Origin of the sequence: Luteibacter sp. 9135 (genome assembly GCF_000745005.1) — a bacterium.
In the GTDB taxonomy this organism is placed as follows: domain Bacteria; phylum Pseudomonadota; class Gammaproteobacteria; order Xanthomonadales; family Rhodanobacteraceae; genus Luteibacter.
Map to the genome: position 1 here is coordinate 182,912 of NZ_JQNB01000001.1, position 24,317 is coordinate 207,228.

Below are 24,317 nucleotides of genomic sequence, written 5' to 3' on the forward strand. Positions count from 1 at the left end.
CCCTGGGGTGGTTTGTCCACCCCGTCCGACCGGAGTCTGTATGTCCAACCACCATATCCGCCGCGACGTCGGCGCCTTCGCCCTCATGCTGACCGGCCTGGGCTCGATCATCGGCTCGGGCTGGCTGTTCGGCGCCTGGCACGCTGCCCAACTGGCCGGCCCGGGTGCCGTCTACGCCTGGATCATCGGCGCCGTCATCATCCTGTTCATCGCGCTGACCTACGCGGAACTGGGTGCGATGTTCCCCGAATCCGGTGGCATGGTGCGCTACGGCCATTACTCCCACGGCTCACTGGTCGGCTTCATCGCCGGCTGGGCCAACTGGATCGCCATCGTCTCGGTGATCCCCGTGGAGGCCGAGGCCTCCGTCCAGTACATGGCCTCTTGGCCGTGGGAATGGGCGCAGTGGACCAAGGGCCTGTACGTGGTCACCGCCGGCCATGGCGAACTCACCCCGCCTGGCCTGGCCATCGCCGCCGTGCTGGTCGTGGTGTATTTCCTGCTGAACTTCTGGAGCGTGAAGCTGTTCGCCAAGAGCAACACGGCGATCACGGTCTTCAAGCTGGTCGTGCCTGCCGCCACCGGCATCGCGCTGATCTACACCAGCTACAACCCGGGCAACTTCCACATCGGCGCCCACGGCGGCAACCACGCGATCGACATCTCGTCGATCCTCACCGCCGTGGCCATCTCGGGTATCGTCTTCAGCTTCAACGGCTTCCAGAGCCCGGTGAACCTCGCCGGCGAAGCCCGCAACCCCGGCCGCAGCGTGCCCTTCGCCGTCATCGGCTCGATCCTGCTGGCTACCGTGGTCTACGTGCTGCTGCAGATCGCCTTCATCGGTGCCGTGCCGCCCGAGCAGCTGGGTAACGGCTGGGCCGGCCTCGAGTACGCCTCGCCGTTTGCGCAGCTCGCCACTGCGCTGATGATCAACTGGATGGCGATCCTGCTGTACGCGGACGCCTTCGTCAGCCCCAGCGGCACCGGCGCCACCTACACCGCCACCACGGCGCGCATGATCTACGCCATGGAGCGCAACGGCCAGTTGCCGAAGATATTCGGCCACATCAACCCGCGCTTCGGCATTCCCCGCCCGGCGATGTGGCTGAACCTGGTGGTGAGCTTCATCTTCCTGTTCTTCTTCCGCGGCTGGGGCACGCTGGCGGCGGTGATCTCGGTGTCCACGATCATCTCCTACCTGACCGGCCCGGTCAGCGTCATGACCCTGCGCCGCACCGCGCCGGAACTGAAGCGCCCCCTGCGCATCGCCGGCCTGCCCACCCTGGCCGCGCTGGCCTTCATCTTCGCCACCGAACTGCTGTACTGGGCGAAGTGGCCGCTCACCGGCGAGATCATCCTGCTGATGGTCGTCGCGCTGCCGATCTATTTCTACTACACCGCCAAGTCGGGCTGGGAAGACTTCCACCGCCACCTCAAGGGCGCCTGGTGGCTGATCGTCTACCTGCCGGTGCTCGCCCTTGTCTCCTGGGCTGGCAGCAAGACGTTCGGCGGACACGACTACCTCCCCTACGGCTATGACCTGGCCGTGGTCGCGGTCATCGGCGTGATCTTCTACTTCTGGGGCGTCGCGTCCGGCTGGCGTACGCCGATGGTCGAAGCCGCGCGCTTCCACCATGACGAAGATAGCGGCGGCGAACCCGTGCTCCCGCCCAGCGCCGACGAGGCCGGGCAAGTCACCGGCCGCCGGTAAACGAAAAACCGCCCTTCGGGGCTGTTTTTTTTGGTTCTTCGCGCATGACTGGGCCTGTCGCTAAGCCGGAGCCGAAGCCAGAACCGCCGTCGCTCGTACGGCTCGGCGAGGAGGCGCTGGGTGGTCACACTCTGCGCTCGGGCAGCGGCCGCAAGCGGCCGAACTCGCTCAGAGCGTAACCACCCAGCACCTCTGCGACGACAGAGGCAGCGGGAGTGGAAAAGCAAAGCGCTGGTGATCTCGGACGGGGCCACCCTGGAGATGCCGCTTCGGGCGATGCCGCGAGCGTCGCTTTCCCTACCCGGCACCTCAGTCGTCGGGGAGGTGTCGGGGGGTCATCCTCTGAGCGAGTTCGGCCGCTTGCGGCCGCTGCCCGAGCGCAGAGGGTGACCACCCGACGCCTCCTCCCGATACCGCACGAGAACCGACGCCTCTTCTCCGTATCGTACGAGCAGCAGGCGCATATCCCGTGCACCCCAATTATTACGTACAGACCTATAAGGCCAGCACATCGCCCAGCAGTGCCTGCGCCGTAATCTCCGGCCCCGCGCCCGGCCCCTGGATCACCAGCGGCGTGGCGTGATAACGCGTCGTGGTCAGGGCGAACTGGTTGTCCGTGCCGGAGAGCCGCGAGGCCGGATGGTCGAGGCCGACTTCGACCAGACCGACGCGCGCCCGGCCACGCTGGTTGAGGCGTGCCAGGTAGCGCAACACCTTGCCATTCGCCCTGGCCTGCTCATGCCGCAGCCGAAGCGGCTCGTCCAGTTCGTCCAGACGTTCGAGGAAGGTTTTCGTATCGACGCCACGCAGGGTCTCGGGCACCAGGCTTTCCACTTCCACCTCGTCGCTGCCGAGCGCGAAGCCCGCATTGCGGGCGATGATCAGCAGCTTGCGCGCCACGTCCTCGCCCGAAAGGTCCGAGCGCGGGTCCGGCTCGGTGAAGCCCAGGCGACGCGCGTCGGCCAGCAGCGACGAGAACGGGCGACTGCCGTCGTATTGGTTGAACAGCCACGACAGCGATCCCGAAAACACGCCCTCCAGGGTGAGCAGGCTGTCGCCACAGTTGCGCAGGCGGCGCAGCGTGGACAGCACGGGTAGCCCTGCGCCCACCGTGGCGGCATCCCCGTAGACGCTGCCGTTCGCCGTGGCGCCCTGCAAGGCGCGCCAGCCGGACAGCTGACCGCCGGCGAGCGCCTTGTTCGCAGTGACGACGTGGTAGCCGGCGGCCAGCCAGCCGGCGTGGCGGCCCGCCTCGATCGCGCATGCGGTGGCGTCGATCACCACCTTGCGCGGGGCACCCGTGGCGTCCAGGGCGGCCAGCAAGGGTGCATTCTCACGCCCGTCCCGGCCCTTGGCCAGGCAACCGGCGGCATCGCCCGGCAAGAGGCCGTCCGGTGCCGCGTGCTGGCGCTTCGAATTGGCCACGCCGACCAGGCGCAGCGACCGGGCTGCCGGCGTGGCGAGCAGGGTCAGCAAGGCGCGGCCGACCACACCGGTACCGAGCAACACGACCGCCGTGCGCGGCGCATCGGCCACGAGGGGAGCGGCGATCACGGCGCTCATGCGCCGACCTTGCGTTTCGAGGTGACCGAAGCGACGGCGGCGGCACGCGCCAGCGCGTCTTCAAGGTCGGCCAACAGATCGTCGCCGTCCTCGATACCGACCGACAGGCGCAGCAGGCTGTCCGAAATGCCGGCGACCTTGCGCGCTTCCGGTGCCATGGATGCGTGAGTCATCGACGCCGGATGCGCGACGAGGCTTTCGACGCCGCCCAGCGATTCGGCCAGGGAGAAGTAACGGAGCCCGTCGACGAAGGCTTCGATCGCGTCGGTGCCGCCGGCGATCTCGAAGCTGAGCATCGCGCCGAAACCCTTCTGCTGGCGCTGCGCCAGCGCGTGCCCCGGATGCGACGCGAGCCCCGGGTAGAACACGCGCGACACGGCGTCGTGCGCGTCCAGGCGTGCGGCAATGCGATGCGCATTCTCCTCGTGGGCACGCAGGCGCACGGCGAGCGTGCGCACGCCACGCAGGGTGAGGAAGCTGTCGAACGGCGAACCGGTCAGGCCGTTGCAGTTGCCCCACCACTTCAGCTGGTCGGCCACGGCCTGGTCGGCGGCGATCACCGCGCCACCGACCACGTCGCTGTGGCCGTTGATGTACTTCGTGGTCGAGTGGACGACGATGTCCGCACCCAGCTTCAGCGGCTGCTGCAGCGCTGGCGAAAGGAAGGTGTTGTCGACCACCACCAGCGCGCCGACGGCGTGCGCGGCCTGCGCGACGTGGCGCACGTCGGTGATGCGTAGCAAGGGATTCGAAGGCGTCTCGACCCACACCAGCGCCGGCTTCTCCGCGAGGCCGTCGGCCAGTGCGGTCGGCTCGGTGAAATCGACGAAACGGAGGCGGAAGCGTCCCTTCTTCGCCCAGGCGTCCAGCAGACGCCAGGTGCCGCCGTAGCAGTCGTGCGCGGCCAGCACCAGCGCACCGGACGGCACCAGCTCCAGGGCCAGCGCGACTGCCGACATGCCGCTGCCGGTGACGACGGCACCCGCGCCTTCTTCCAGTTCGGTCAGCGCTTCGCCGAGCAGGTCGCGGGTGGGGTTACCGCTGCGCGAGTAGTCGTAGGCGCGCTTGCGGCCAAAGCCCTCGAACGCGTAGTTGGTCGACAGGTGCAGCGGAGGCACGACGGCGCCGTGCTGGGTGTCGGATTCGATGCCGGCGCGGACGGCGCGGGTACACAGGCGGGATTCGTGGGTCATGGCTTAGCGGTCTCCGCGACAGTCGTTGAGTGCGTGACGCAGCACGGGAGCGAGCTGCACGGTTTCTTTGAGGAAGGCATCGTGGCCATAGGGGGAATCCACGACTTCGAGCGAGGCGGTACCGGCCAGCCGGTGCTGGAGCTCGCACAGATCGGCCAACGGCACCAGGCGATCGGACGGGAAACCGACCAGGGTGGTCGGGGTGGACACCCGCTCGGGGGCGATGTCGTGCAGGTCGATGGATTCAGAGAGCGCGAGGAACCGCTCGGGGTCGAAGCGCTCGACGAAGCGGCGCCCGGCATGTTCCAGGTAATCCTCCACCGGGAAATGGAAGCGGCCGTCGCGCAGTTCCGGGCCCGCGGCAAAACGGCGGGAGAACTCCTCGCTGCCGCGATACGTGGTCATGGCCAGCTGGCGGGCCAGGCCCAGGGCTTCGTCGACCTGGCCCGAGGCGATACCCAGGCGGACGATCCCGCGCTGCACGGAGCGCTGCGCCGTCGCCAGGGGGTGCGGGCGGTGTGCGCCGGCCAGCAGCACCAGCGAACGCAGCTTCTCGGGGTAGGCCGCCGCGAAGGCCAGACCGGTCATCGCACCGTAGGACGAGCCGACGAATGCATGCACGCGACCGATGCCCAGTTCATCGACCAGGGCGGCCAGGGCGGCGGCCTGGTCCTCGCTGGACACCGAGGCCACGTCGGCGCCCAGATCGTCCGGGGCCAGCCAGTCGATCGACAGCACGCGACAGGCCGCGAGGTCGATGGCGGCGCCGTGGCCGACCAGTTCCTGCCACCAGCCCGCTGCCCGCTCACGCCCAGTGCAGACGTCGCGGTCGGCCGAGATGCCGCCCTGGACGATCACGGTGGGCGCGTGGGGTGCACCGCACCAGAGGTAGCGGACATCCACCGCCACCGCCTCGCTGCCGTACTTCGGCTGGAAGGAGACCCGGCGCACGCCGCGCTGCTCGGTGAGGTCAGCGGCGCCACGCGGCGCGGCGACGGTGGCGGCCGTTTCGGGGAGGGAGATCACGGTGAGGGGCTCAGCGGGCATGTCGGATTCCTGCGTTCGGGATCGAGCCCTGCGGGAAAAGACGATATGCGGACTGGCAGCCACGGGTACGCGAAAGCGTGCCCGCAACGGACATCCCATCTATCGGCTGACGTGACTGGCACGTCCCGCAGGAGTTGGCACCGTCGCGGAAATCCGCAGGTTGCCCCGGCTTCAAAGGGCCTGTCCCTCAGCCGGTCTCGATGAGTGAAACCGACGATACGCCTGCACACGATGACTGTCAACAGCCGTTTAGACGTCCAGATGTCCAGACATCCATTCCGGTGAAAACTTGCGGATCGCACCACGCAGCCGTTGCCACCCATGCCCTCCGACCAACCACGCCGAAGGAAAAACCGAACGGAACCACCCCACGGGCAGCCCGGACATACCGAACGGCTGGCCGCGCGCGGCCGCTTGGCGCCGGGCGGGACGCCGGGCCGACGATCGCCAGCGGGCAGGCCGCGGCCCGTGCGGGCGCCCCCTGCGGACGGCCCCACCGCTGCCTGGCCCGGCGCCTCCGCCCGGAACCCCTGCTAGAATCGGCGGTTAGCCTCCACAGCGACCCCGACCATGTCCGCACACCTCACCGAAACCCGCCGCCGGCGCAGCTTCGCCATCGTCAGCCACCCCGACGCCGGCAAGACGACGCTGACCGAGAAGATCCTGCTGTTCGGCGGCGCGATCCAGATGGCCGGCTCGGTGAAGAGCCGCAAGGCGGCCCGGCATGCCACGTCCGACTGGATGGCGCTGGAAAAGGAGCGCGGCATCTCGGTGACATCCTCGGTCATGCAGTTCCCGTACGAGGACGCCATCGTCAACCTGCTCGACACGCCGGGACACGCGGACTTCTCCGAGGACACCTACCGCGTGCTGACCGCGGTCGATTCCGCGCTGATGGTCATCGACTGCGCGAAAGGCGTCGAGGAACGCACGATCAAGCTCATGGAAGTGTGCCGCCTGCGCGACACGCCCATCATGACCTTCATCAACAAGCTCGACCGCGAAGGTCGTTCACCGATCGATCTGCTCGACGAAGTGGAATCGGTGCTCGGCATCGCCTGCGCTCCCGTGACCTGGCCTATCGGCATGGGCTCGCGCCTGAAGGGCGTGTACCACGTGGTGCTGGACGAAGTGCACGTGTTCGAGCCGGGCAAGAACTTCACGCGCCAGGATTCCACCATCTTCAAGGGGCTGGACGATCCCGGCCTCGCATCCACCATCGGCCAGGCCGCACTCGACGAACTGCGCGAGGAACTGGAACTGGTCATGGGCGCGTCCAACCCGTTCGACATCGACGCCTATCTCGCCGGCAAGCAGACGCCCGTGTTCTTCGGCTCCGCGGTCAACAACTTCGGCGTGCAGCTGCTGCTCGATTTCTTCGTCGAACACGCACCGTCGCCGCGTAGCCGCAACACGCTCACCCGTGAGGTCAAGCCCGAGGAAGAAAAACTCACCGGCTTCGTCTTCAAGATCCAGGCGAACATGGACCCGGCCCACCGCGACCGCGTGGCCTTCATGCGCGTGTGCTCGGGCACCTACACCGCCGGCATGAAAATGCAGCAGACGCGCACCGGCAAGGAGGTGCGGATCGCCAACGCGCTCACCTTCATGGCGTCGGACCGCGAGATCGTCGAGCGCGCCTACCCGGGCGACGTGATCGGCCTGCACAACCACGGCACCATCACCATCGGTGACACCTTCACTGAAGGCGAACCACTGTCGTTCACCGGCATCCCCAACTTCGCGCCGGAGCTGTTCCGTCGTGCGCGCCTGCGCGATCCGATGAAGATGAAGGCCCTGCAGAAGGGCCTGGCCCAGTTGTCCGAGGAAGGCGCCACGCAGTTCTTCCGCCCGCTGATGTCCAACGACCTGATCCTCGGCGCGGTGGGCGTGCTGCAGTTCGACGTGGTGGCCTACCGGCTAAAGGACGAATACAACGTCGACTCGTCCTTCGAGCAGGTCGGCGTGGCCACGGCTCGCTGGATCCACTGCGACGACGCGAAGAAACTCGAGGAATTCCGCGAGAAGAACGCCGGCAACCTGGCCATCGACGCCGCGGGGGAATTGGTCTATCTCGCCCCCACCCGGGTCAACCTGCAGCTGGCCCAGGAACGCTGGCCCGGCGTGCGCTTCTCGGCCACGCGCGAGCACGCCGCCTCGATCGAGATGTGATCCTCAGACCGGCGAGGGGTGCAGGAAGCGGTGCACGGCCTGCACCACCACCGAGCCCTCGCCCACGCCGGAGGCAACCCGCTTGACCGACCCCGAGCGGACATCCCCTACGGCGAACACGCCGCGCAGGGTGGTCGCATAAGGCGACGGCGTGGCGTAACCGTCGGCGTCCCGGCCCGTCAGCACGAAGCCTTTGCGATCGAGGTCGAGGCAGCCGCCCAGCCACGCCGTGTTGGGCTCGGCACCGATCATCACGAACAGCGCACCGACCTTCCGGCGGGTCTGCGTGCCGTCGTTGCAGACCCAGCCCACCTCGCGCAGGGACGTATCGCCATCGAGGTGATCGACCTTGCAGTGCGTGTGCAGCGTAATGCGCGGCGATTGCGCGATACGTTGGACCAGGTAGTCCGACATCGTCGCCGCCAGCCCGCTGCCGCGCACCAGCACATGCACGTGCGCCACCGTGCGCGCGAGGAACACCGCCGCCTGCCCCGCGCTGTTGCCGCCACCGACTACCACGACCTCGGCACCCGCGCACAGCGTGGCTTCCATCGCCGTGGCGGCATAGTGGATGCCCTGTCCTTCGAACCGCTCGTAGTCGGCGGTATCCAGCTTGCGGTAACGCGCCCCCGTGGCGATGACCACGGACCGTGCCGATACCACCATGCCGTCGTCAAGGGTGAGCCGGAACGGATGGGTCGAGCAGTCCATGGCCTGGACCGAGCGCGCGACAGCCATGTGGGCGCCGAACTTCATGGCCTGCACCTGGGCGCGGCCCGCCAGCGCCTGGCCGGAAATGCCGGTGGGAAAGCCCAGGTAGTTCTCGATCTTCGAACTGGTACCCGCCTGCCCGCCGGGAGCCAGCGCCTCGAGCACCAGCGTATCCAGGCCCTCGGACGCCGCGTAGACGGCGGCCGCAAGACCGGCGGGACCCGCGCCGATCACCGCCACGTCATGCACGTGGTCGCTGTCCAGCGGGATGGTGATGCCCAGGTGGTCCGCCAACTGCACCGTGGTCGGACACTTCAGCACCTGCCGGTCGGGCATGATGACCACGGGGCATTCGGCCGGGTGCAGGCCGAAACCGTCGATCAGGTGGCGCACGTCGTCGTCCACGTCGGTGTCCAGCAATCGGTAGGGATAACCGTTGCGGATGAGGAAGCTGCGCAGCCGCACCGTATCCGCGGCATGCGCCGAACCGGCCAGGGTGACGCCACCCTGCCCCGACTGGATGAGGCCCACGCGGCGCAGGATGAAGGCACGCATGATGATCTCGCCGATGTCCGGCTCGCCGGACACCAGCTTGCGGAACTGAGCGGGATCGAGCCTGACCAGACGGGTATCCGCGCCGGTGCGGCCATTGACCATGGTCTGGCGTTCACTGAACAGGTCCACTTCGCCGGTGAACTGCTTCGGGCCGTGCACCACGATGATGTCCGGCGTGCCGTCCTCGTGCACGTCGTAGACCTCGATGCAGCCCTCCAGCACGAAGAAGTAATCCACGTGCCGCTGCCCCCGCTCGAACAACACGGTGCCCGCGGGCAGGGCCTCTTCCGCGCCATAGCCGACCAGCCGTGCGGTCATCTCGTCGTCTAGGTGGGGGAAGGTCTGCTCGCGACGCTGCGAGGGGCTGGACGGATCGTGTTCGGGCGGGATGGCCATGCGGCGGGTTCCAGGAGGAACGATCGGGTATCGGAACGCCATCATGCCTGCGTAGACTGCCGTCGAATACCAGTCACGAGCCCCGCCATGTCCCTGCCGCCCGACCGCGCCGCCCACCCCGCCCTGCCAATGCGCCTGCTGCGCTCGCCGCTGGGTCGGATCGTGGCGTTCGTCGTCACACTGACCGTGCTCGGCTTCATCGCCGGCCACATCTACGCCGGCGTCGGCCTGCCGCGCGGCAGGCTGCCCTTCGACCAGGTCACGCCCCTGATCGAGGCCTTCCGGCTGCTGCCGGTCGTGCTCGCGTACTGGATGCTGGTGCGGACGATCGAGGAACGGCGGATCGACGAACTGGCGCCACGCAAGGCCATACCGCACCTGGCGCTGGGCCTGCTCGGCGGCGCCTTGCTCTTTTCGCTGGTGGTCGGCGCGCTCTATGCGCTGGGCGCGTTCGTCGTGGACGGCGTGAACCACGACGTGGCCTGGCTCGGCCCGATCCTGGTGACCGGCGTCGGCGCCGGGGTGGGCGAGGAGATCATCAGCCGCGGCGTGCTGTTCCGCATCGTCGAGGAAGGATTGGGCACCTGGGTGTCGCTGCTGGTCTCGGCTGCGTTCTTCGGCGGCGCGCACGCCTGGAACCCCGGCGCCACCGCATGGAGCGCCATAGCCATCGCGCTGGAAGCCGGGCTGCTGTTCGGGCTGCTCTACAACCTGACCCGCTCGCTGTGGCTGTGCATGGGCGTGCATGCGGCCTGGAACATCGCCCAGGGGCCGTTCTACGGCATCCCCGTGTCCGGCTTCCAGCAGCGCGGCCTGCTCGCCTCGCACATGCAGGGACCCGACTGGCTCACGGGCGGCAGCTTCGGCGCGGAAGCCTCCGTGGTGGCGCTGTGCATCTGTTCGATCGCCACCGCCGTATGTCTTGCCGTGGCGATCCGCCGCGGCACGCTGGTACCCCCGCCGTGGCGCCGCCGGGCCCCGCCTTCAGTCGTGTGACCTGTAGCCGATAATCTGCACGACGCCATGGAAGCCCGGCACGGTTGGGTGTACTACCTTAACGGGCCAGCACGTCATCCCTCCGCCCTCCTATCGGTCCTTGCATGTCATCCCAAGAAAAGCAGCGCACCTGGCTGGCCGACCAGCCCCTCCAGCGGAAGATCGTCTTCGCCATCGGCGCGCTGCTGGCCCTGTTCGTGGCGTCCAGCATCGCCAACCTGGTGTCCTTGCACCGGGAGAACGACACCCGTGCCTGGTCGACGCACACTTACGTGGTGCTGCTCACCCTGGCCGAGGTGGACGACGATGCCCAGGCCCGCCAGGTGGCCGCGCGCGGTTTCATGCTCAGCCAGAGCGATAACGAGTGGGCCGACTTCGAGCAGGCCGACCGGGACCTGGGCAAGCATCTTGCCCAGGTACGCCAGCTCACGGCGGACAACCCACTCCAGCAGGCGCGGCTGGACCGTGTGCAGGAGATGCTCGACCGCTGGAAGGCGGAAGCCGTGCGGCTCGGGCTGGAGCCGATGCGGGCCATCGGTGCGGCGGTCACGCCCGAGGCCGCGTTCGCAAGGGACGGCATTCGTCGTGAGTATTTCGCGCGGCGCACCGTATTGATGAGCGACATCCGCAAGATGGTCGACGAGATGTCCTCGACCGAGCGCGCTTTGCTCGAAAGGCGCAACGGTGCGCTGGACGACATACTCACGGCGACGCTCTACATCGATATCGTTTCCCTCGTGGTCTGCCTGCTGTTCGGCATGGCGGTCATCGCCATGACCTTCCGCCTGATCACGCGCCCCATCGTCCGCATGACCGAGCTGATGACCCGGCTGGCCGCCCACGACCATGCCATCGAGGTGCGCCAGCTGGCCCGCCGCGACGAGATCGGCGAGATCGCCCGGGCGCTGCAGGTGTTCAAGGAGATGTCGATCGAGACGGCCGGCCAGAACTGGCTGAAGTCGGCGGTCACCGCGATCTCCAACCGGCTGCAGGTGGCCACCACGTACAGGCAGTTCGCCGACACCCTGCTCGCCGAACTGGTGCCCACGTTGAAGGCGGGGGTCGGTGTGTTCTACGTGTTCCGCGAAGACACCTCCACGCTGGAGATGCTGGGCAGCTACGGCTTCCGCCAGCGTCGCCATGTCACCACCGAGTACGCGCTGGGCGAAGGCTTGGTCGGCCAGGCGGCGCTCGGGCGGCAGCCCATCGTGTTGCAGGATGTGCCGGACGACTACACGCGCATCCATTCGGGCACGGGCGAAGCGTCGCCGCGCAGCGTGGTAATGATGCCCGTGCTGTCCCGCAACAACCTGCTGGGCGTGCTGGAAATCGCCAGCTTCGATCACCTTTCGCCGATCCAGCAGCGCCTGCTGGACGAGCTGATGCCAATCGTCGCGCTGTCGCTGGAAAACCTGTCCCGCGCCCTGCGCACCAGCACCCTGCTGGAACACACCCAGACCCAGGCCGACGAACTGCGCGCGTCGGAGGAAGCCCTGCGCTCGCAGCAGGAAGACCTGCGCACGACCAACGACGAGCTGAAAGCCAGGACCAACGAGTTGCAGGAACAGTCGCAGCGACTGGTCGCCTCCGAGGAGGAACTTCGCGTGCAGACGGAGGAGCTGCACGCGTCCAACGAGGAGCTGCGCGAAAAGGGCGTGACCCTCAACCAGCAAAAGGACGCATTGCAGGCCCTGCAGCACGAGACTCAGGAAAAGGCCGAGGAACTGGCCCGCGCCAGCCAGTACAAGTCGGAATTCCTGGCCAACATGTCGCACGAGTTGCGCACGCCGCTGAACAGCCTGCTGATCCTCTCGCGCAGCCTGGCCGACAACGACGAGGACAACCTCACCGGCGAGCAGGTGGAATCGGCGCGGATCATCCACGATGCCGGCTCCAACCTGCTGCGACTCATCAACGACATCCTCGACCTGTCCAAGGTGGAGGCCGGCAAGATGGAACTGATGGTCGACACGTTCCCGATCGCGGACCTGGCGCGAACGCTCGGCCGTACCTTCAACCACGTCGCCCAGGAAAAGAAACTGGCGTTCGTCGTGGACGTGGCACCCGACCTGCCAGCGACCATCCGCACCGACGGCGCCAAGCTGGAACAGGTGGCCAACAACCTGCTCAGCAACGCGTTCAAGTTCACCTCCAGCGGAACGGTGGCACTGCGCATCTCGCGGCCGGCGCCCGATGCATCGCTGCCGGCGGGCCTCGACGCCACCCAGGCCATCGCCATCGCCGTGACGGACTCCGGCATCGGCATTCCGGCGGACAAGTTCCAGCGGGTGTTCCATGCCTTCGAACAGGTGGATGCCAGCACCAGCCGCCAGTACGGCGGCACCGGCCTGGGCCTGGCCATCTCGCGCCGCATCGCCGAACTGCTCGGCGGAGACATCACGCTGGTCAGCGAGCCGGGCAAGGGCAGCACCTTCACCATCCTGCTGCCCGAGACGGCGCCCGACACCGGCGTCGTGGCGGAGCCCGTCCCGCGACAGCAGGCCGCGGCCGAGGCCACGCTGCCGCTGTCGCCGGGGTTGCTCGCCGAACACATCGACGACGACCGTCGTGCGATCAACCCCGGTGACACCACCATCCTGGTGGTGGAAGACGACCCGGCGTTCGCGCGAATCCTCGCCGACATGATCCACCGCAAGGGGCACCGTGTGCTCGCCGCCGCCGATGGCGAAACCGGTCTCGCGCTGGCGAAGCAATATCGTCCCACCGGTATCCTGCTCGACGTGATGCTGCCGGGCATGGACGGCTGGACGGTGATCGAGCGACTGAAGGGCGATGTGGCCACGCGGCACATCCCCGTGCATTTCATCTCCGCCACGGACGATGCCTCGCGCGGCCTCGAACTGGGCGCGGTCGGCTTCCTGACCAAGCCGGTCAGCCGTGAGTCGATCGGAGACGCCTTCGACCGCCTGCTCCACTTTGCCGAAGGCCGCACGCGCCACCTGCTGGTCGTGGACGACGACGCCAGCGCGCGCGCCGCGGTGCGTACGCTGCTCAAGGACGACATGGTGATCATCGAGGAAGCCGCCTCCGGTGAGGAAGCGCTCTCGAAGACCGGCGACACGCCCTACGATTGCATCGTCCTGGACCTGGGCCTGCCTGGCATGTCCGGCATCGAATTCCTCGAGAGGCTGTCGCGCAGCGGGAATACCCCACCGGTGGTGGTGTATTCCGGCCGCGACCTCAGCCGCGAGGAGAGCATGAAGATCCGCCAGTACACCGACAGCATCGTGGTCAAGGGCGCCCGCTCGCCGGACCGCCTGCTCGACGAGGTCAGCCTGTTCCTGCATTCCATCCGGCACGGCGGCAGCGCGCGCAGCGAGGCGACCTCGGCCGCGGGCGGCGTCGACGAGGCCGACCTGCGCGGCCGCCGCTTGCTGCTGGTGGACGACGACATGCGCAACCTGTTCGCGCTGTCCAAGGTGCTGCGGGCCAAGGGCGTCGATGTGGTGATGGCCCAGGACGGCCAGAAGGCCCTCGACACACTGGACAAGGACACCGGCCTCGAGCTCGTGCTGATGGACATCATGATGCCGGTGATGGACGGCTACGAGACCATGCGTTCCATCCGTGCCCGGCCCGCGGTGGCCAAGGTGCCGATCATCGCGCTGACCGCCAAGGCCATGCGCGGCGATCGCGAGAAGTGCCTCGAAGCCGGCGCCAACGACTACCTGTCCAAGCCGATCGACGTGGACCGCCTGCTGTCGATGATCCGCGTGTGGCTGCCACCCCGTGCCTGACATGGATATCGAGGACATCGAGATCCAGCTGTTCGTGCGCGCCATGCAGTTGCGCCACGGGCACGACTTCAGCGAGTACGCCCCCGCGTCGCTGAAGCGTCGCGTGCAGCAGCTGGTGCGCACGCACGACACCGGCAGCATCAGCGAACTCAACCGCCGCCTCCTGCACGAGCCGGGTTTCCTGGCCAAGGCCATCGAGGGACTGTCGGTACCCGTGTCGGAGATGTTCCGCGACCCTGCCGTGTTCCGCGTGCTGCGCGACAAGGTCTTCCCGGTGCTGGCCTCCTACCCGGAAATCAACATCTGGCAGGCCGGCTGCGCGTACGGGCAGGAGGTGTACTCGCTGGCCATCCTGCTCGAGGAAGCCGGCCTGTACGAGCGCTCGCGCATCTACGCCACCGACTTCAACGACGCGGCGCTGGTCACCGCCGGCGAAGGCATCTACGCCACGCGCGAGGCGCGCGACTGGTCGCGCAACTACATGGAGGCCGGCGGCCAGCGCTCGTTGAGCGACTACTACAGCGCCCGCTACGACTTCATCAAGCTCGACGGCCGCCTGCGTCGTAACGTCACCTTCTTCAACCACAACCTCGTTACCGACGAGGTGTTCTGCGAGGCCCACCTCATCCTGTGCCGGAACGTGCTGATCTACTTCACCAACACCCTCCAGGACCGCACGCTGGGCCTGTTCCGCGACAGCCTGGTGCGCGGTGGCTTTCTTTGCCTGGGCACGCGGGAGAATATCGATTTCTCGCCCTCGGCCGCCGGTTTCTCCGACATCGACCATGGCCTGCGCGTGTACCAGGCGGGCGGTAACGGTGCCAGGCCACTGGCCCGATGAGCACCTACCAGGCCATCGTCATGGGCTGTAGCGCCGGAGGCCTGTCGGCCCTGCAGCGCGTGTTGCCCGGGCTGGACAAGCGGCTGGCCGTGCCGGTGGTGCTGTGCTGCCATACCGGCTCGTCCGACGTCTCGCTGCTGGTCGAACTGCTGGCGCGGATCAGCCCGCTGCCGGTGGTCGAGGCGCAGGAGCGCGCGCCGGTGGACCCGGGCGTGGTGCATGTCGCCCCGGCGGGATATCACCTGCTGGTCGAGCCCAACCTGCACTTTTCCCTCAGCATCGACGCCAAGGTGGCCTATGCGCGCCCTTCGATCGACGTATTGTTCGAGACGGCAGCGGACGCCTGGTACGACACCCTGGTGGCGGTCCTGATGACCGGGGCCAATTCCGATGGCGCGAACGGGCTTGCCGCCGTGCGTCGCGTCGGCGGTTACGCCATCGTGCAGGACCCCGCCACGGCGGAAGCACGCGCCATGCCCCTCGCCGGCCTCGAACGTGCCGGCGCCGATGCCTGCCTCGATCTCGACGCTATCGCCGAGCGACTCAACCAACTGTGCCTGCCATGAAGCCGACCCGCCCCAAGATCCTCGTCGTCGACGATACCCCCGCCAACCTGGTTGCCATGCGTCGCCTGCTGGCCCGTGCGGAGGCCGACGTGTTCGAGGCCACCAGCGGCAACGAGGCGCTGGCGCTGTGCCTGGATCACCGTTTCGCGCTGGTGCTGCTGGACGTGAACATGCCGGAGATGGACGGTTTCGAGGTGGCGGAGCTGATCTCGGAGAACGATCACCTCAGCGAGACGCCGATCATCTTCGTCACCGCCGCCTACGCAGACGACATCAACCGCATCAAGGGATATTCGGCCGGTGCGGTGGACTACATCGCCAAGCCGATCAACGACGTGATCCTGCAGTCGAAGGTGAAGATCTTCCTCGAACTGTATCGCGCACGCGCATTGCTCCAGGATGCGCTGGACGAGCTGTCCACGCGCAACCGGCAGTTGACCGACGAAGTGGCCGAGCGTGCCCGTATGGAGCAACTGGTTCGCCACCAGGCCACGCACGACGCACTTACCGGACTGCCCAACCGGCTGCTGTTCCGCGAACGGCTGGAAGGCACCATTGCCGAAGGCAATAGTGGCGGCACGACATTCGCCCTGGCCTATATCGACATCGACGGCTTCAAGGCGGTCAACGACGGGCATGGCCATGCCGCGGGCGACGAACTGCTCAAGGCCATCGCCCTGCGCATCGATGCACGCACGCGCGGCACGGATACCGTCGCACGGCTGGGCGGCGACGAATTCGCCGTGCTGCTGCACGACACCGGCGACACCACCGGCGCCCTGGCGCGTTGCCAGGCGCTGTGCGATGCCATTGCCGAGCCCTATACGCTCACCGTCGGCGACGTGCGCCTCCCGGCGCGCATCGGCGCCAGTATCGGCGTTACCCTGTTCCACCCGGGCGAGGCCTACGACGAGATCGTCGCCATCGCCGACGGTGCGATGTACGAGGCCAAGCGCAGCGGCAAGAACCGCTGCGTGATGGCCTGACTACGGCGCCTCACGCCGATGTCGCATCGCGCCTGCCGCGCGGTGCGAGCGTGGCCAGGAAGGCTTCCAGTACGGCACCGCGGTAGCGCTGCCGGTGCAGCAACAGCGTCAGTGTGCGCCGCAGGTCGAGGAACGGCGTGGGCAACACCACCAGGCGCCCTGTGGCCCGCGCATCGGCGATCGCCACCTCGGGCAGGCAGGCGATGCCGAGCCCCGCGATGACGGCCTGCTTGATCGCCTCGGCCTGGTCCAGTTCGAGCACGGTACGCCCTTCGGGCAGTTCGGCCAGCGCCCGTTCGCTCAGGGCGCGCGTGGCCGAGCCGCGCTCGCGCAGCACCCAGCGCTCGCCGGCGAAATCCTCGCGGCGCAACCGATTCTTCCCTGCCAGAGGATGTTCCGGACGTGCGCACACGACCAGCCGGTCATCGCGCCAGGGCCACGCCTCGATGGCCGCGTGCGTCACCGGACCTTCCACGCAGCCGATGTCGAAGTCGTGGTCGAGTACGCCCTGCGCGATGCGCGCCGTATTGGCGACGCCCAGGCGGAGGGCGATGCCGGGATGGATCGCAGTGAAGGGCCCGAGCAGCTCTCCGACCAGGTAGTTGCCCACGGTGTTGCTCGCCCCGATGCCCAGCTCGCCGGCGAGTTCGGCTACGTCGCCGGCGGCGCGCCGGCCGAACTCCGCGTGGCGTTCCACCAGTTCCTGGGCCAGGGGCAGCAGCTCGCGGCCACGATCGTTGATCCGCAGGCGGCCGCGCTCGCGCGCGAACAGCGCGGCGCCGAGCTGCCGCTCCAGCTCGGCCAGCGCCATGCTGGCCGCTGGCTGGCTGAGGAACAGGCGCCCGGCGGCCGCGCGAACGCTGCCGGAAAGAGCGATGGCGACGAATACCTGTAGCTGGCGCGGACTGATCGCTTGCATAAGCCTCACTTATACCCCCGATAAGGCATTTTCAATATTCTTATCGAAACAGCAACGGGACAATGCGGGCCAGTCCAGGAGTCATCTCTATGCCAGTCCGTTCCGCCACCACCCCGTCGCGCCTGCCCGGCGTCCTTCTCGCCGTGGCGGTGGCCGCGATCGCCTTCGGCCTCGGTCGCCTGGTGCCGCTCATCGGCGGTGCCGTGTTCGGCATCGTGCTGGGCATCCTCGTGCGCCATGTCGCACCGCCGCCCGCGTCGTTCCAACACGGCATCCGCTTCGCCTCCAAGCAGGTGCTGCAGTGGTCGATCATCGCCCTCGGCTTCGGACTCAGCCTGACCCAGGTGGCGCACACCGGGCTCGAGTCGCTGTCGGTCACCCTGGTGACGGTCACCATCGCCGGCCTGGCCGCCTGGATACTGGGGCGGTTGCTGCGCGTGCACGACACGCTTCAGGTGCTGATCGGTGTCGGCACCGCGATCTGCGGCGGCTCCGCCATCGCCGCGGTGGTGCCGATCATCAAACCGGACGAGCACGACACCGCGTTCGCGATCTCCACGATCTTCCTGTTCAACCTGGTGGCGGTCCTGCTGTTTCCGCTGCTGGGCCACCTGCTGGGCTTGTCCGACCTCGGCTTCGGCCTGTGGGCGGGCACGGCGATCAACGACACCTCGTCGGTGGTCGCGGCCGGTTACAGCTTCAGCCACGCCGCGGGCGACTACGCCACCATCGTCAAGCTCACCCGCGCCACCCTGATCATTCCGATCAGCCTGGGCATCGCACTGATCGTGGCGTGGCGGCAGAAGCGCAGCGGCGCCAGCGACTTCAGCCTGGCCCGAATCTTTCCCTGGTTCATCCTCTGGTTCCTGGTGGCGTCGGGCATCCGCACGGCCGGTCTGGTTCCCGAAGCTCTGTTACCGGTGATCCACTTCGTGGCCGAATGCCTGATCGTGCTCGCGCTGACCGCCATCGGCCTGTCGGCCGACCTGCGCCGCATGGCGGCGACAGGCCCCCGCCCGATCCTGCTGGGCTTGGGCGTATGGGCCGCGGTGGCGATCAGCAGCCTGCTGGTGCAACACCTGATCGGACGCTGGTAACCGGTGCGTCGGCGCCGATAGCCGTGAGCAGGCGCAGGTTCAACGCGTGCTGCTGGGCCTGCCACATGGCCAGACGTGCCTCGTCGATGCTTTCCTGGCCGTCCATCGCGCTGAGCTTGCGCTTCCACCAGCTGGCGTAGGTGTAGCGGGATATCTCACCCGTGACATCGCTGCCGATGACGCGGCCACGCAACGTGGCGAGCATGGCTTCACCACCGGACTCGCTGAGCGTGCCCTGATCCCAGTTGGTCATGGCCACCTCGGGTGCATAGGCGTCCTTGTCGATCGACAGGTACACCGGCTCGGTACTGTGCGCCTGCAGGGAGACGAAGGCATCCACCATGGCCTGGCTGGTCGGGAACGCGCGGAAGCGCGCACCCAGCCCGATCCTGTCCGCCCAGCGCGTATCCACGCCGGTGGACCAGTAGGTGAGCTTGCCGGCGCGCAAGGGGCCGAGGTAGTTCTCCCAGGCATGCTTGCGGCCGATGTCGCTCGAGGTGATGCCGACGACATGCACGTGGCTGACGCGCGGCAGCATGGCGACCCGGCGTACCCACGAGCCACAATGCACGCCAAAGGGAAACCGCATGTTGTCCGGGTGATTGTCCAGCACCACCACCTGGAAACCCGAGGTGCCCGGCACGCGCTGCACGAGAGGCCAGGTCAGGTGGTGGAAATCGCCGCTGCCGAGAAACACGGTGCCGTGCTCTCGCGGTAACGTCTCGCGGAGGTCGGCGGCGAAGCGACGCAGGGTGGACAGCGAACAGCCGAAGCGGATCGCTTCCTCGCATTCGCGCAGGGGCAGCACCAGCCGGCCCGGCAGTGCGCCGACGGACCCATCCAGGTCAAGTACGACGGGCTTGCGCATCCGCGGCCTCCCACTGGCTATCGGTTTCGAAGCGATGGGCGAAACGGCGAAGCACGGCGCGCAGCAGCGGCTGGCGCACGAACACGGCGTGGCGGGTGAGGTGGAAGCGCGCGCCCAGTGACGCCTTGACGGCGGGGTCCGTCCAGCCGGCGACATAGAACCGCAGGCCCCGCTGGAGCGCGAACTCCAGGTTGACGAACCAGCTGACGAAATAGAGATCCCGTTCGCGCGCCGCCGGATAGGCAAAGCCCACGTACTTGTCGAGCAGCTTGCCGTCGTGCTCGTAGCAGAGGTTCCAACCGATCAGCTCGCCATCCACCCGGTAGGTAAAGACGTGGCCACCCGGGTCGCGTAACACGGCGGCGAAGAACTCGCGCGACAGTTTGTCGAAGTGCACGTCGCTCTGCGCGTAGACGTTCTCGAACAGCGCGTAGAAGGCATCGACGGTATCGTCCGCGGCGAAGGCCTCGCCGGTGGCGAGCGTGTCCATCTGGAGCTTCTCGCGCGAGCGAAGCTTGCGCCGGAGGTTCTTCCGTCGCGACGCCGAAAGGCGACCGAGGTAATCGTCGATGGAGGTGAAATCGATGGGCACATAGGCCAGCGCCTGGCCCTCGACGATGATGTAGCCGTGCTCACGCGCGGCCTCGATGAAGCGCCGCGTCCATGCGCGATCGCGCACCGAGGTCAACGGCGAATCCACCGCCAGGTCCTTGACGATCAGTAGCGGGTGGTCGGCGCCGAACGAGCCCGCCCAGCCGGCCGCCACGACGGCGGGATCGCTGTGCGCGTCGAACAGCGAATACTCGGACACGGTGCTGCCCGCGAAGCAGGTGCGCGGCGTGAGCAGGCGTTTGAGCAGGGACTGGAAAGGCATGCCTGCCACGCGCCGACGCAGTGCATCGTCGGCCGTGGTCAGGAGGTCGAACGGTGCCACGAACAGTGGCGAGCCGTCGGCGGCGCGGAGCGGGACGAACCCGTGCGGCGGATGGCGTTCGAAGTGCCCGAGCAGGGCATCCGGCTCGAGCTGGTTCACGAAAGCCATCGCCGGGCGACCGGTTATCAGCCGCGCTTGGCCAGCGTCAGCAGCTGGTCGAGCAGTGCGATGGCCAGGTCGATCTCGTCGTGGCTGATGTCGAGCGACGGCGCGAACGTGATCACGTTCTTGTACCAGCCGCCGACGTCGAGCACGAGGCCGATCTTCTTGCCCTGGTGGGTCAGGCCGCCAGCCAGGCCGATGTCGACCATGCGGTCGAGCAGCGCCTTGTTCGGCGTGAACCCGTCGTCCGTGCAGATCTCGGCACGCAGCGCCAGGCCGAGGCCGTCCACGTCGCCGATTTCCTTGTGGCGCTTCTGCAGGTCGCGCAGGCCGTCGAGGAAGTGCTTGCCCTTCTCGGCCACGCGCGTGCCGTAGTCCAGCTCGTAGCCCATCTTGATCACTTCCAGGCCCAGCGCGGTACCGAGCGGGTTGGAATTGAACGTGGAGTGGGTGGAGCCCGGCGGGAAGATCTCGGGATTGATCAGTTCCTCGCGCGCCCAGATGCCGGACAGCGGGTTGAGGCCATTGGTCAGGGCCTTGCCGAACACCAGCACGTCGGGGTTGACGCCGAAATGCTCGATGGACCAGAGCTTGCCGGTCCGCCAGAAACCCATCTGGATTTCGTCGACGACCATCAGGATGCCGTACTTGTCCAGCACCTTCTTCAGGTCGGTGAAGAAGTTCTTCGGCGGGATGACGTAGCCGCCGGTGCCCTGGATCGGCTCGACGTAGAACGCAGCGTATTCGGCCTCGCCGACCTTGGGATCCCACACGCCGTTGTATTCGGTCTCGAACAGGCGCGCGAACTGGCGCACGCACTCGTCGGAGTATTCTTCCGGCGTCATGCCCTTCGGGCGGCGGAACGGATACGGGAACGGAATGAACTGCGCGCGCTCGCCGAAGTGGCCGAAGCGGCGACGGTAGCGGTAGCTGGAGGTGATCGACGAGGCGCCGAGCGTACGGCCGTGATAACCGCCTTCGAAGGCGAACATCAGGCTCTTGCCGCCGCGTGCGTTACGCACCAGCTTCAGCGAATCTTCCACCGCCTGCGCGCCGCCTACGTTGAAGTGGCAGCGGCCGTCCAGGCCGAACTTCTGCTTCGCGTCCACCGCGATGGTCTTGGCGAGTTCGATCTTGCCCTGGTGCAGGTACTGGCTGGCCACCTGCGGCAGCAGGTCGATCTGCGCCTTCAGGGTGTCGTTGAGGCGCTTGTTGCCGTAGCCGAAATTGACGGCCGAGTACCACATCTGCAGGTCGAGGAACGGGATGTTCTCGCTGTCGTAGATGTAGCTGCCTTCCGCGTGGCGGAAGATCTTCGGCGGGTCCACGTAGTGCACGGTGTCGCCGAAGGAGCAGTACTTGGCTTCGTCGGCGAGCAGCGTCGCGTCGTCGATCACGACCTGCGGGTTGCGGGAGAGGATGTTCATGCGGGGAGTTCCTGGGAGATCGTCGCGTGAAGGGGAATGACGGTGTGCGGCGGGAGGCGACCGGCGAGCAGTTCGGGAAGCAGTTCGCGGGCCTCGTCGAAGCTGGCGATAGGGGCGTAGGGAATGCCGGCGGCGCGGCAGTGTTCGATCAGGCGGTTTTTGGCGAAGACGAAATCCACGCGGTCCGCAGCGCAGAAGTCGGATGCGCCGTCGCCGATCAGCAGGGTCTTGCCGCCGCGCGCGCTGGACGCTTCCACGCGGGCGCACTTGCACGTTCCGGCACGGCAACCCGACACGCTGTACGGCGAGGTCAGGCTCCAGTCGCGCTGGCCACTCTGCACGAGGTGGTTGGCGACCGTGGGCAGCGTGTCGATGCCGTGGTTGGCGAGGATCGCGTGGATGGCGTGGTCGAGGCCGTCACTGACGATCTCCATGGGCACGCCATGCTGGATGGTGGCGGCCACGAAACCGGCAAAGCCCTGGTCGATGCGCAGGCTGTCCAGGTGGAGGGCCAACTCGTCCCGGCTCATGTCCAGCAGGGCCACCTGCCCGGCCATGCAGACGGCGGAGCCGATCAGGCCCGCGCGCCAGTCGCGTTCGAGTATTTCCCAACCCGGACGCCCGTAGCGGTCCAGTAATGAGTCGATGACGTCCTCGACGGCGATGGTGCCATCGAAGTCGCAAAGGATGTTCCAGGAGGCGGGGCTCAGCACGTCGGATGCGCCGGTGGTCAGGTTGGAAGAAAGGCTAATCGCACATCCTTTCGAAGCCCTTTCCCGTCACTGAAGCATGTCGTAAGGTAGCGTGCGGCATGATTTGCACGTCCCACCGAACGGCTTCCCTCCCATGCGTAGAACCTGCCTCCTCTTCCTGGCCGCCCTGCTGGCGGCAGCCTCCGTGCATGCTGAGGAGGACGGCCCCACCTACGCCCTCGGCGCGGGCGTGCAGCGCATGCCCGCCTGGATGGGCGCTAAAGGCGATCGCAACCAGCCGATTCCGTACGTCGACATCGAGTTGCCCGGCAAGGGCGAACTGTCCACGGCCGACGGCCTGACCATCGACCTGCTGGACGGCGATCACTGGCACGGCGGCCTCTACGGCAACTGGCTGTGGGGACGCACGCACAACGATCTGGGCGCGCTGGGCGGCAAGGTGGCCTCGCTGTCGCCGCGTTTCCAGGGTGGCGGCTACCTCGATTACGTGTTCGACAAACGCTTCAGCGTCGGCAGCCACGTCGCGCACGATACCGACGGCGCAGGCGCCTATGTCGCCGTGTACGCCGACTACAAGCTGCCGAACGTGTGGTACATCGAGCATTCGCTCGAGTTGCAGGTCGGCGGCATGAACGGGCCGGCGATGCGCCGTTTCTTCGGTGTCACACCGACTGAAGCGCGCAACCTGGGCACGCGTTCATGGCAACCGGGCGCCGGCTGGCAGTCCGCCAACCTGGAGTACGACGCGTTCGTGCCCACATCGCAGCACACGGGCTTCGCCGTAGCGATCTCCTATGGTCGACTTTACGGCGACGCGGCCGCGAGCCCGCTGGTGAAATCGTTCGGCTCGGCGCGTCAGGTCACCGAGACCCTGGCCTTCGTCTATCACTTCTGATCGTTTTAAAATGGCTCAGCGGTCGTCGCGCGTCCAGATGGCACCATCGGTTTCCTGCACCGGGAACACCGTCACCGGTTCGTAGGCGGGCGGACAGGTGACCGCGCCGGTGCGCAGGTCGAAGCGTGCGCCGTGACGCACGCATTCCACTTCGAAGCCGTGTACCGGACCGCCGGCCAGCTCGCCGCCGTCATGCGTGCACACATCCTCGATGGCGTAGAGCTGGCCCTCGATGTTGTATACGGCGATAGCGGTGTCGCCATCCCAGACGACCCGGTGTTCGCCAGGCAGCAGTTCGCCGCGCGTACCAACGCGCACCCAGGTGTTCATGCCTTTACGTCCTTCACCAGATATTCGAAACGCAGGTCGTCGCGCTGCGGCAGGCCGAAGCGTTCGTCGCCGTAGGGAAAGGGCTTGGTCTTGCCGGTGCGCCGATAGCCGCGGCGCTCGTACCAGGCGATCAGTTCGGCGCGGATGTCGATCACGGTCATCTCGACGCGCTCGCTCGCCCACTCGTCGCGGGCGATGCGCTCCACTTCGTCGATCACCAGGCGACCGATCCCCGTGCCCTGCGCCGGTGGATGCACCGAGAACATGCCGAAGTAGCAAACCGGGCCCTGACGCTCGATGTAACAGGAGGCGAGGAGCTGTTCGCCCCGCTCGAGCAGGACGAAACGACCGTCGGCACCGGCCAGGAGCGCCTCGATCTCGGTCACGTCCGTACGTCGGCCATGGAGGAAATCGGCCTCCGTGGTCCAGCCGGCCCGGCTGGCATCGCCGCGGTAGGCGGACTCGACCAGCGAAGCGATCGCCGAGGCGTCGGCGGCTGAGGCGGTACGAAAGATCGGGGATGAAGTCATGGGCCAA

Annotated in this window: 20 protein-coding genes and 1 riboswitch; of the genes, 9 read left to right on the forward strand and 11 right to left on the reverse strand. The window is 67.3% G+C overall.

Features of this window, described 5'->3' with window-relative positions; translation table 11 throughout:
* Window positions 1-40 precede the first annotated feature (40 nt).
* Window positions 41-1,711 (forward strand): APC family permease, encoded by a 1,671-nt coding sequence (locus FA89_RS00855; RefSeq protein WP_036137232.1) that lies wholly within the window; start codon window positions 41-43, stop codon window positions 1,709-1,711.
* Between the two features lie 495 nt (window positions 1,712-2,206).
* Here FA89_RS00855 and FA89_RS00860 read toward each other — a convergent pair whose 3' ends face one another.
* The 3 genes from FA89_RS00860 to metX are packed head-to-tail and all read right to left on the reverse strand — an operon-like array spanning window position 2,207 to window position 5,514.
* Window positions 2,207-3,274 carry a homoserine dehydrogenase gene (locus tag FA89_RS00860; protein ID WP_036137234.1) on the reverse strand — a complete coding sequence of 356 codons (1,068 nt, stop codon included), beginning with the start codon at window positions 3,272-3,274 and terminating at the stop codon, window positions 2,207-2,209.
* Complete coding sequence (gene metB, locus FA89_RS00865) at window positions 3,271-4,467, reverse strand: cystathionine gamma-synthase (RefSeq protein WP_036137236.1); 1,197 nt, start codon at window positions 4,465-4,467, stop codon at window positions 3,271-3,273. Before metB ends, FA89_RS00860 begins: the two co-directional genes overlap by 4 nt.
* 3 nt (window positions 4,468-4,470) lie before the next feature.
* Window positions 4,471-5,514 (reverse strand): homoserine O-succinyltransferase MetX, encoded by a 1,044-nt coding sequence (gene metX, locus FA89_RS00870; RefSeq protein ID WP_051938437.1) that lies wholly within the window; start codon window positions 5,512-5,514, stop codon window positions 4,471-4,473.
* A 92-nt stretch (window positions 5,515-5,606) separates the two neighbouring features.
* Window positions 5,607-5,721: riboswitch (SAM riboswitch) on the reverse strand.
* A gap of 363 nt (window positions 5,722-6,084) precedes the next feature.
* On the opposite strand from metX, the gene FA89_RS00875 reads away from it, so the two are divergent.
* Entirely contained in the window at window positions 6,085-7,686 is a 1,602-nt protein-coding gene (locus FA89_RS00875) for a peptide chain release factor 3 (RefSeq protein WP_036137239.1), read from the forward strand.
* 3 nt (window positions 7,687-7,689) lie between these two features.
* Here FA89_RS00875 and FA89_RS00880 read toward each other — a convergent pair whose 3' ends face one another.
* The gene (locus FA89_RS00880) at window positions 7,690-9,348 is read right to left on the reverse strand and encodes an FAD-dependent oxidoreductase (RefSeq protein WP_036137241.1); all 1,659 of its coding nucleotides are present in this window, start codon (window positions 9,346-9,348) and stop codon (window positions 7,690-7,692) included.
* A gap of 87 nt (window positions 9,349-9,435) precedes the next feature.
* Here FA89_RS00880 and FA89_RS00885 point away from each other — a divergent pair, with 87 nt between their 5' ends.
* The 5 genes from FA89_RS00885 to FA89_RS00905 all read left to right on the forward strand — a co-directional run bounded on the left by FA89_RS00885 (window position 9,436) and on the right by FA89_RS00905 (window position 16,495).
* Window positions 9,436-10,344 (forward strand): CPBP family intramembrane glutamic endopeptidase, encoded by a 909-nt coding sequence (locus tag FA89_RS00885; protein WP_051938438.1) that lies wholly within the window; start codon window positions 9,436-9,438, stop codon window positions 10,342-10,344.
* Window positions 10,345-10,448: 104 nt separating this feature from the next.
* A complete protein-coding gene (locus FA89_RS00890) occupies window positions 10,449-14,102 on the forward strand; it encodes a response regulator (protein WP_036137243.1) in 3,654 nt (1,217 codons plus the stop codon).
* A gap of 1 nt (window position 14,103) precedes the next feature.
* Window positions 14,104-14,943: a CheR family methyltransferase gene (locus FA89_RS00895; RefSeq protein WP_081916295.1), complete on the forward strand. Its 840-nt coding sequence runs from the start codon at window positions 14,104-14,106 to the stop codon at window positions 14,941-14,943.
* A complete protein-coding gene (locus tag FA89_RS00900; protein ID WP_036137247.1) occupies window positions 14,940-15,509 on the forward strand; it encodes a chemotaxis protein CheB in 570 nt (189 codons plus the stop codon). The genes FA89_RS00895 and FA89_RS00900 overlap by 4 nt, the downstream gene beginning before the upstream one ends.
* Window positions 15,506-16,495, forward strand: a complete 990-nt coding sequence (locus FA89_RS00905; protein ID WP_036137250.1) for a diguanylate cyclase domain-containing protein — start codon at window positions 15,506-15,508, stop codon at window positions 16,493-16,495. The genes FA89_RS00900 and FA89_RS00905 overlap by 4 nt, the downstream gene beginning before the upstream one ends.
* A 10-nt stretch (window positions 16,496-16,505) precedes the next feature.
* Here the strand turns inward: FA89_RS00905 and FA89_RS00910 are convergent, their stop codons facing one another.
* Window positions 16,506-17,414 carry a LysR substrate-binding domain-containing protein gene (locus tag FA89_RS00910; protein WP_036137253.1) on the reverse strand — a complete coding sequence of 303 codons (909 nt, stop codon included), beginning with the start codon at window positions 17,412-17,414 and terminating at the stop codon, window positions 16,506-16,508.
* A gap of 89 nt (window positions 17,415-17,503) precedes the next feature.
* Here FA89_RS00910 and FA89_RS00915 point away from each other — a divergent pair, with 89 nt between their 5' ends.
* A complete protein-coding gene (locus tag FA89_RS00915) occupies window positions 17,504-18,511 on the forward strand; it encodes a YeiH family protein (protein WP_240003832.1) in 1,008 nt (335 codons plus the stop codon).
* On the opposite strand, the gene FA89_RS00920 is transcribed toward FA89_RS00915, so the two are convergent.
* Genes FA89_RS00920 through FA89_RS00935 form a run of 4 tightly spaced genes read right to left on the reverse strand, consistent with a single transcriptional unit; the run spans window position 18,471 to window position 22,552 of the window.
* The gene (locus tag FA89_RS00920) at window positions 18,471-19,379 is read right to left on the reverse strand and encodes an arginase family protein (RefSeq protein WP_036137261.1); all 909 of its coding nucleotides are present in this window, start codon (window positions 19,377-19,379) and stop codon (window positions 18,471-18,473) included. The genes FA89_RS00915 and FA89_RS00920 overlap by 41 nt on opposite strands.
* On the reverse strand, window positions 19,357-20,421 hold the full coding sequence (locus FA89_RS00925; protein WP_036137263.1) for a GNAT family N-acetyltransferase: 1,065 nt from the start codon (window positions 20,419-20,421) through the stop codon (window positions 19,357-19,359). The genes FA89_RS00920 and FA89_RS00925 overlap by 23 nt, the downstream gene beginning before the upstream one ends.
* 17 nt (window positions 20,422-20,438) lie before the next feature.
* The gene (locus tag FA89_RS00930) at window positions 20,439-21,842 is read right to left on the reverse strand and encodes an aspartate aminotransferase family protein (protein WP_036137266.1); all 1,404 of its coding nucleotides are present in this window, start codon (window positions 21,840-21,842) and stop codon (window positions 20,439-20,441) included.
* Window positions 21,839-22,552, reverse strand: a complete 714-nt coding sequence (locus FA89_RS00935) for an MtnX-like HAD-IB family phosphatase (RefSeq protein WP_036143381.1) — start codon at window positions 22,550-22,552, stop codon at window positions 21,839-21,841. Before FA89_RS00935 ends, FA89_RS00930 begins: the two co-directional genes overlap by 4 nt.
* A 136-nt stretch (window positions 22,553-22,688) precedes the next feature.
* On the opposite strand from FA89_RS00935, the gene FA89_RS00940 reads away from it, so the two are divergent.
* Window positions 22,689-23,450, forward strand: a complete 762-nt coding sequence (locus FA89_RS00940; RefSeq protein WP_051938439.1) for a MipA/OmpV family protein — start codon at window positions 22,689-22,691, stop codon at window positions 23,448-23,450.
* Window positions 23,451-23,465: 15 nt separating this feature from the next.
* Here the strand turns inward: FA89_RS00940 and FA89_RS00945 are convergent, their stop codons facing one another.
* Together FA89_RS00945 and FA89_RS00950 are read right to left on the reverse strand one after the other, a co-directional pair.
* Window positions 23,466-23,780 carry a non-heme iron oxygenase ferredoxin subunit gene (locus FA89_RS00945; RefSeq protein ID WP_036137270.1) on the reverse strand — a complete coding sequence of 105 codons (315 nt, stop codon included), beginning with the start codon at window positions 23,778-23,780 and terminating at the stop codon, window positions 23,466-23,468.
* Window positions 23,777-24,310, reverse strand: a complete 534-nt coding sequence (locus tag FA89_RS00950; protein WP_036137271.1) for a GNAT family N-acetyltransferase — start codon at window positions 24,308-24,310, stop codon at window positions 23,777-23,779. The genes FA89_RS00945 and FA89_RS00950 overlap by 4 nt, the downstream gene beginning before the upstream one ends.
* Between the last annotated feature and the right edge of the window lie 7 nt (window positions 24,311-24,317).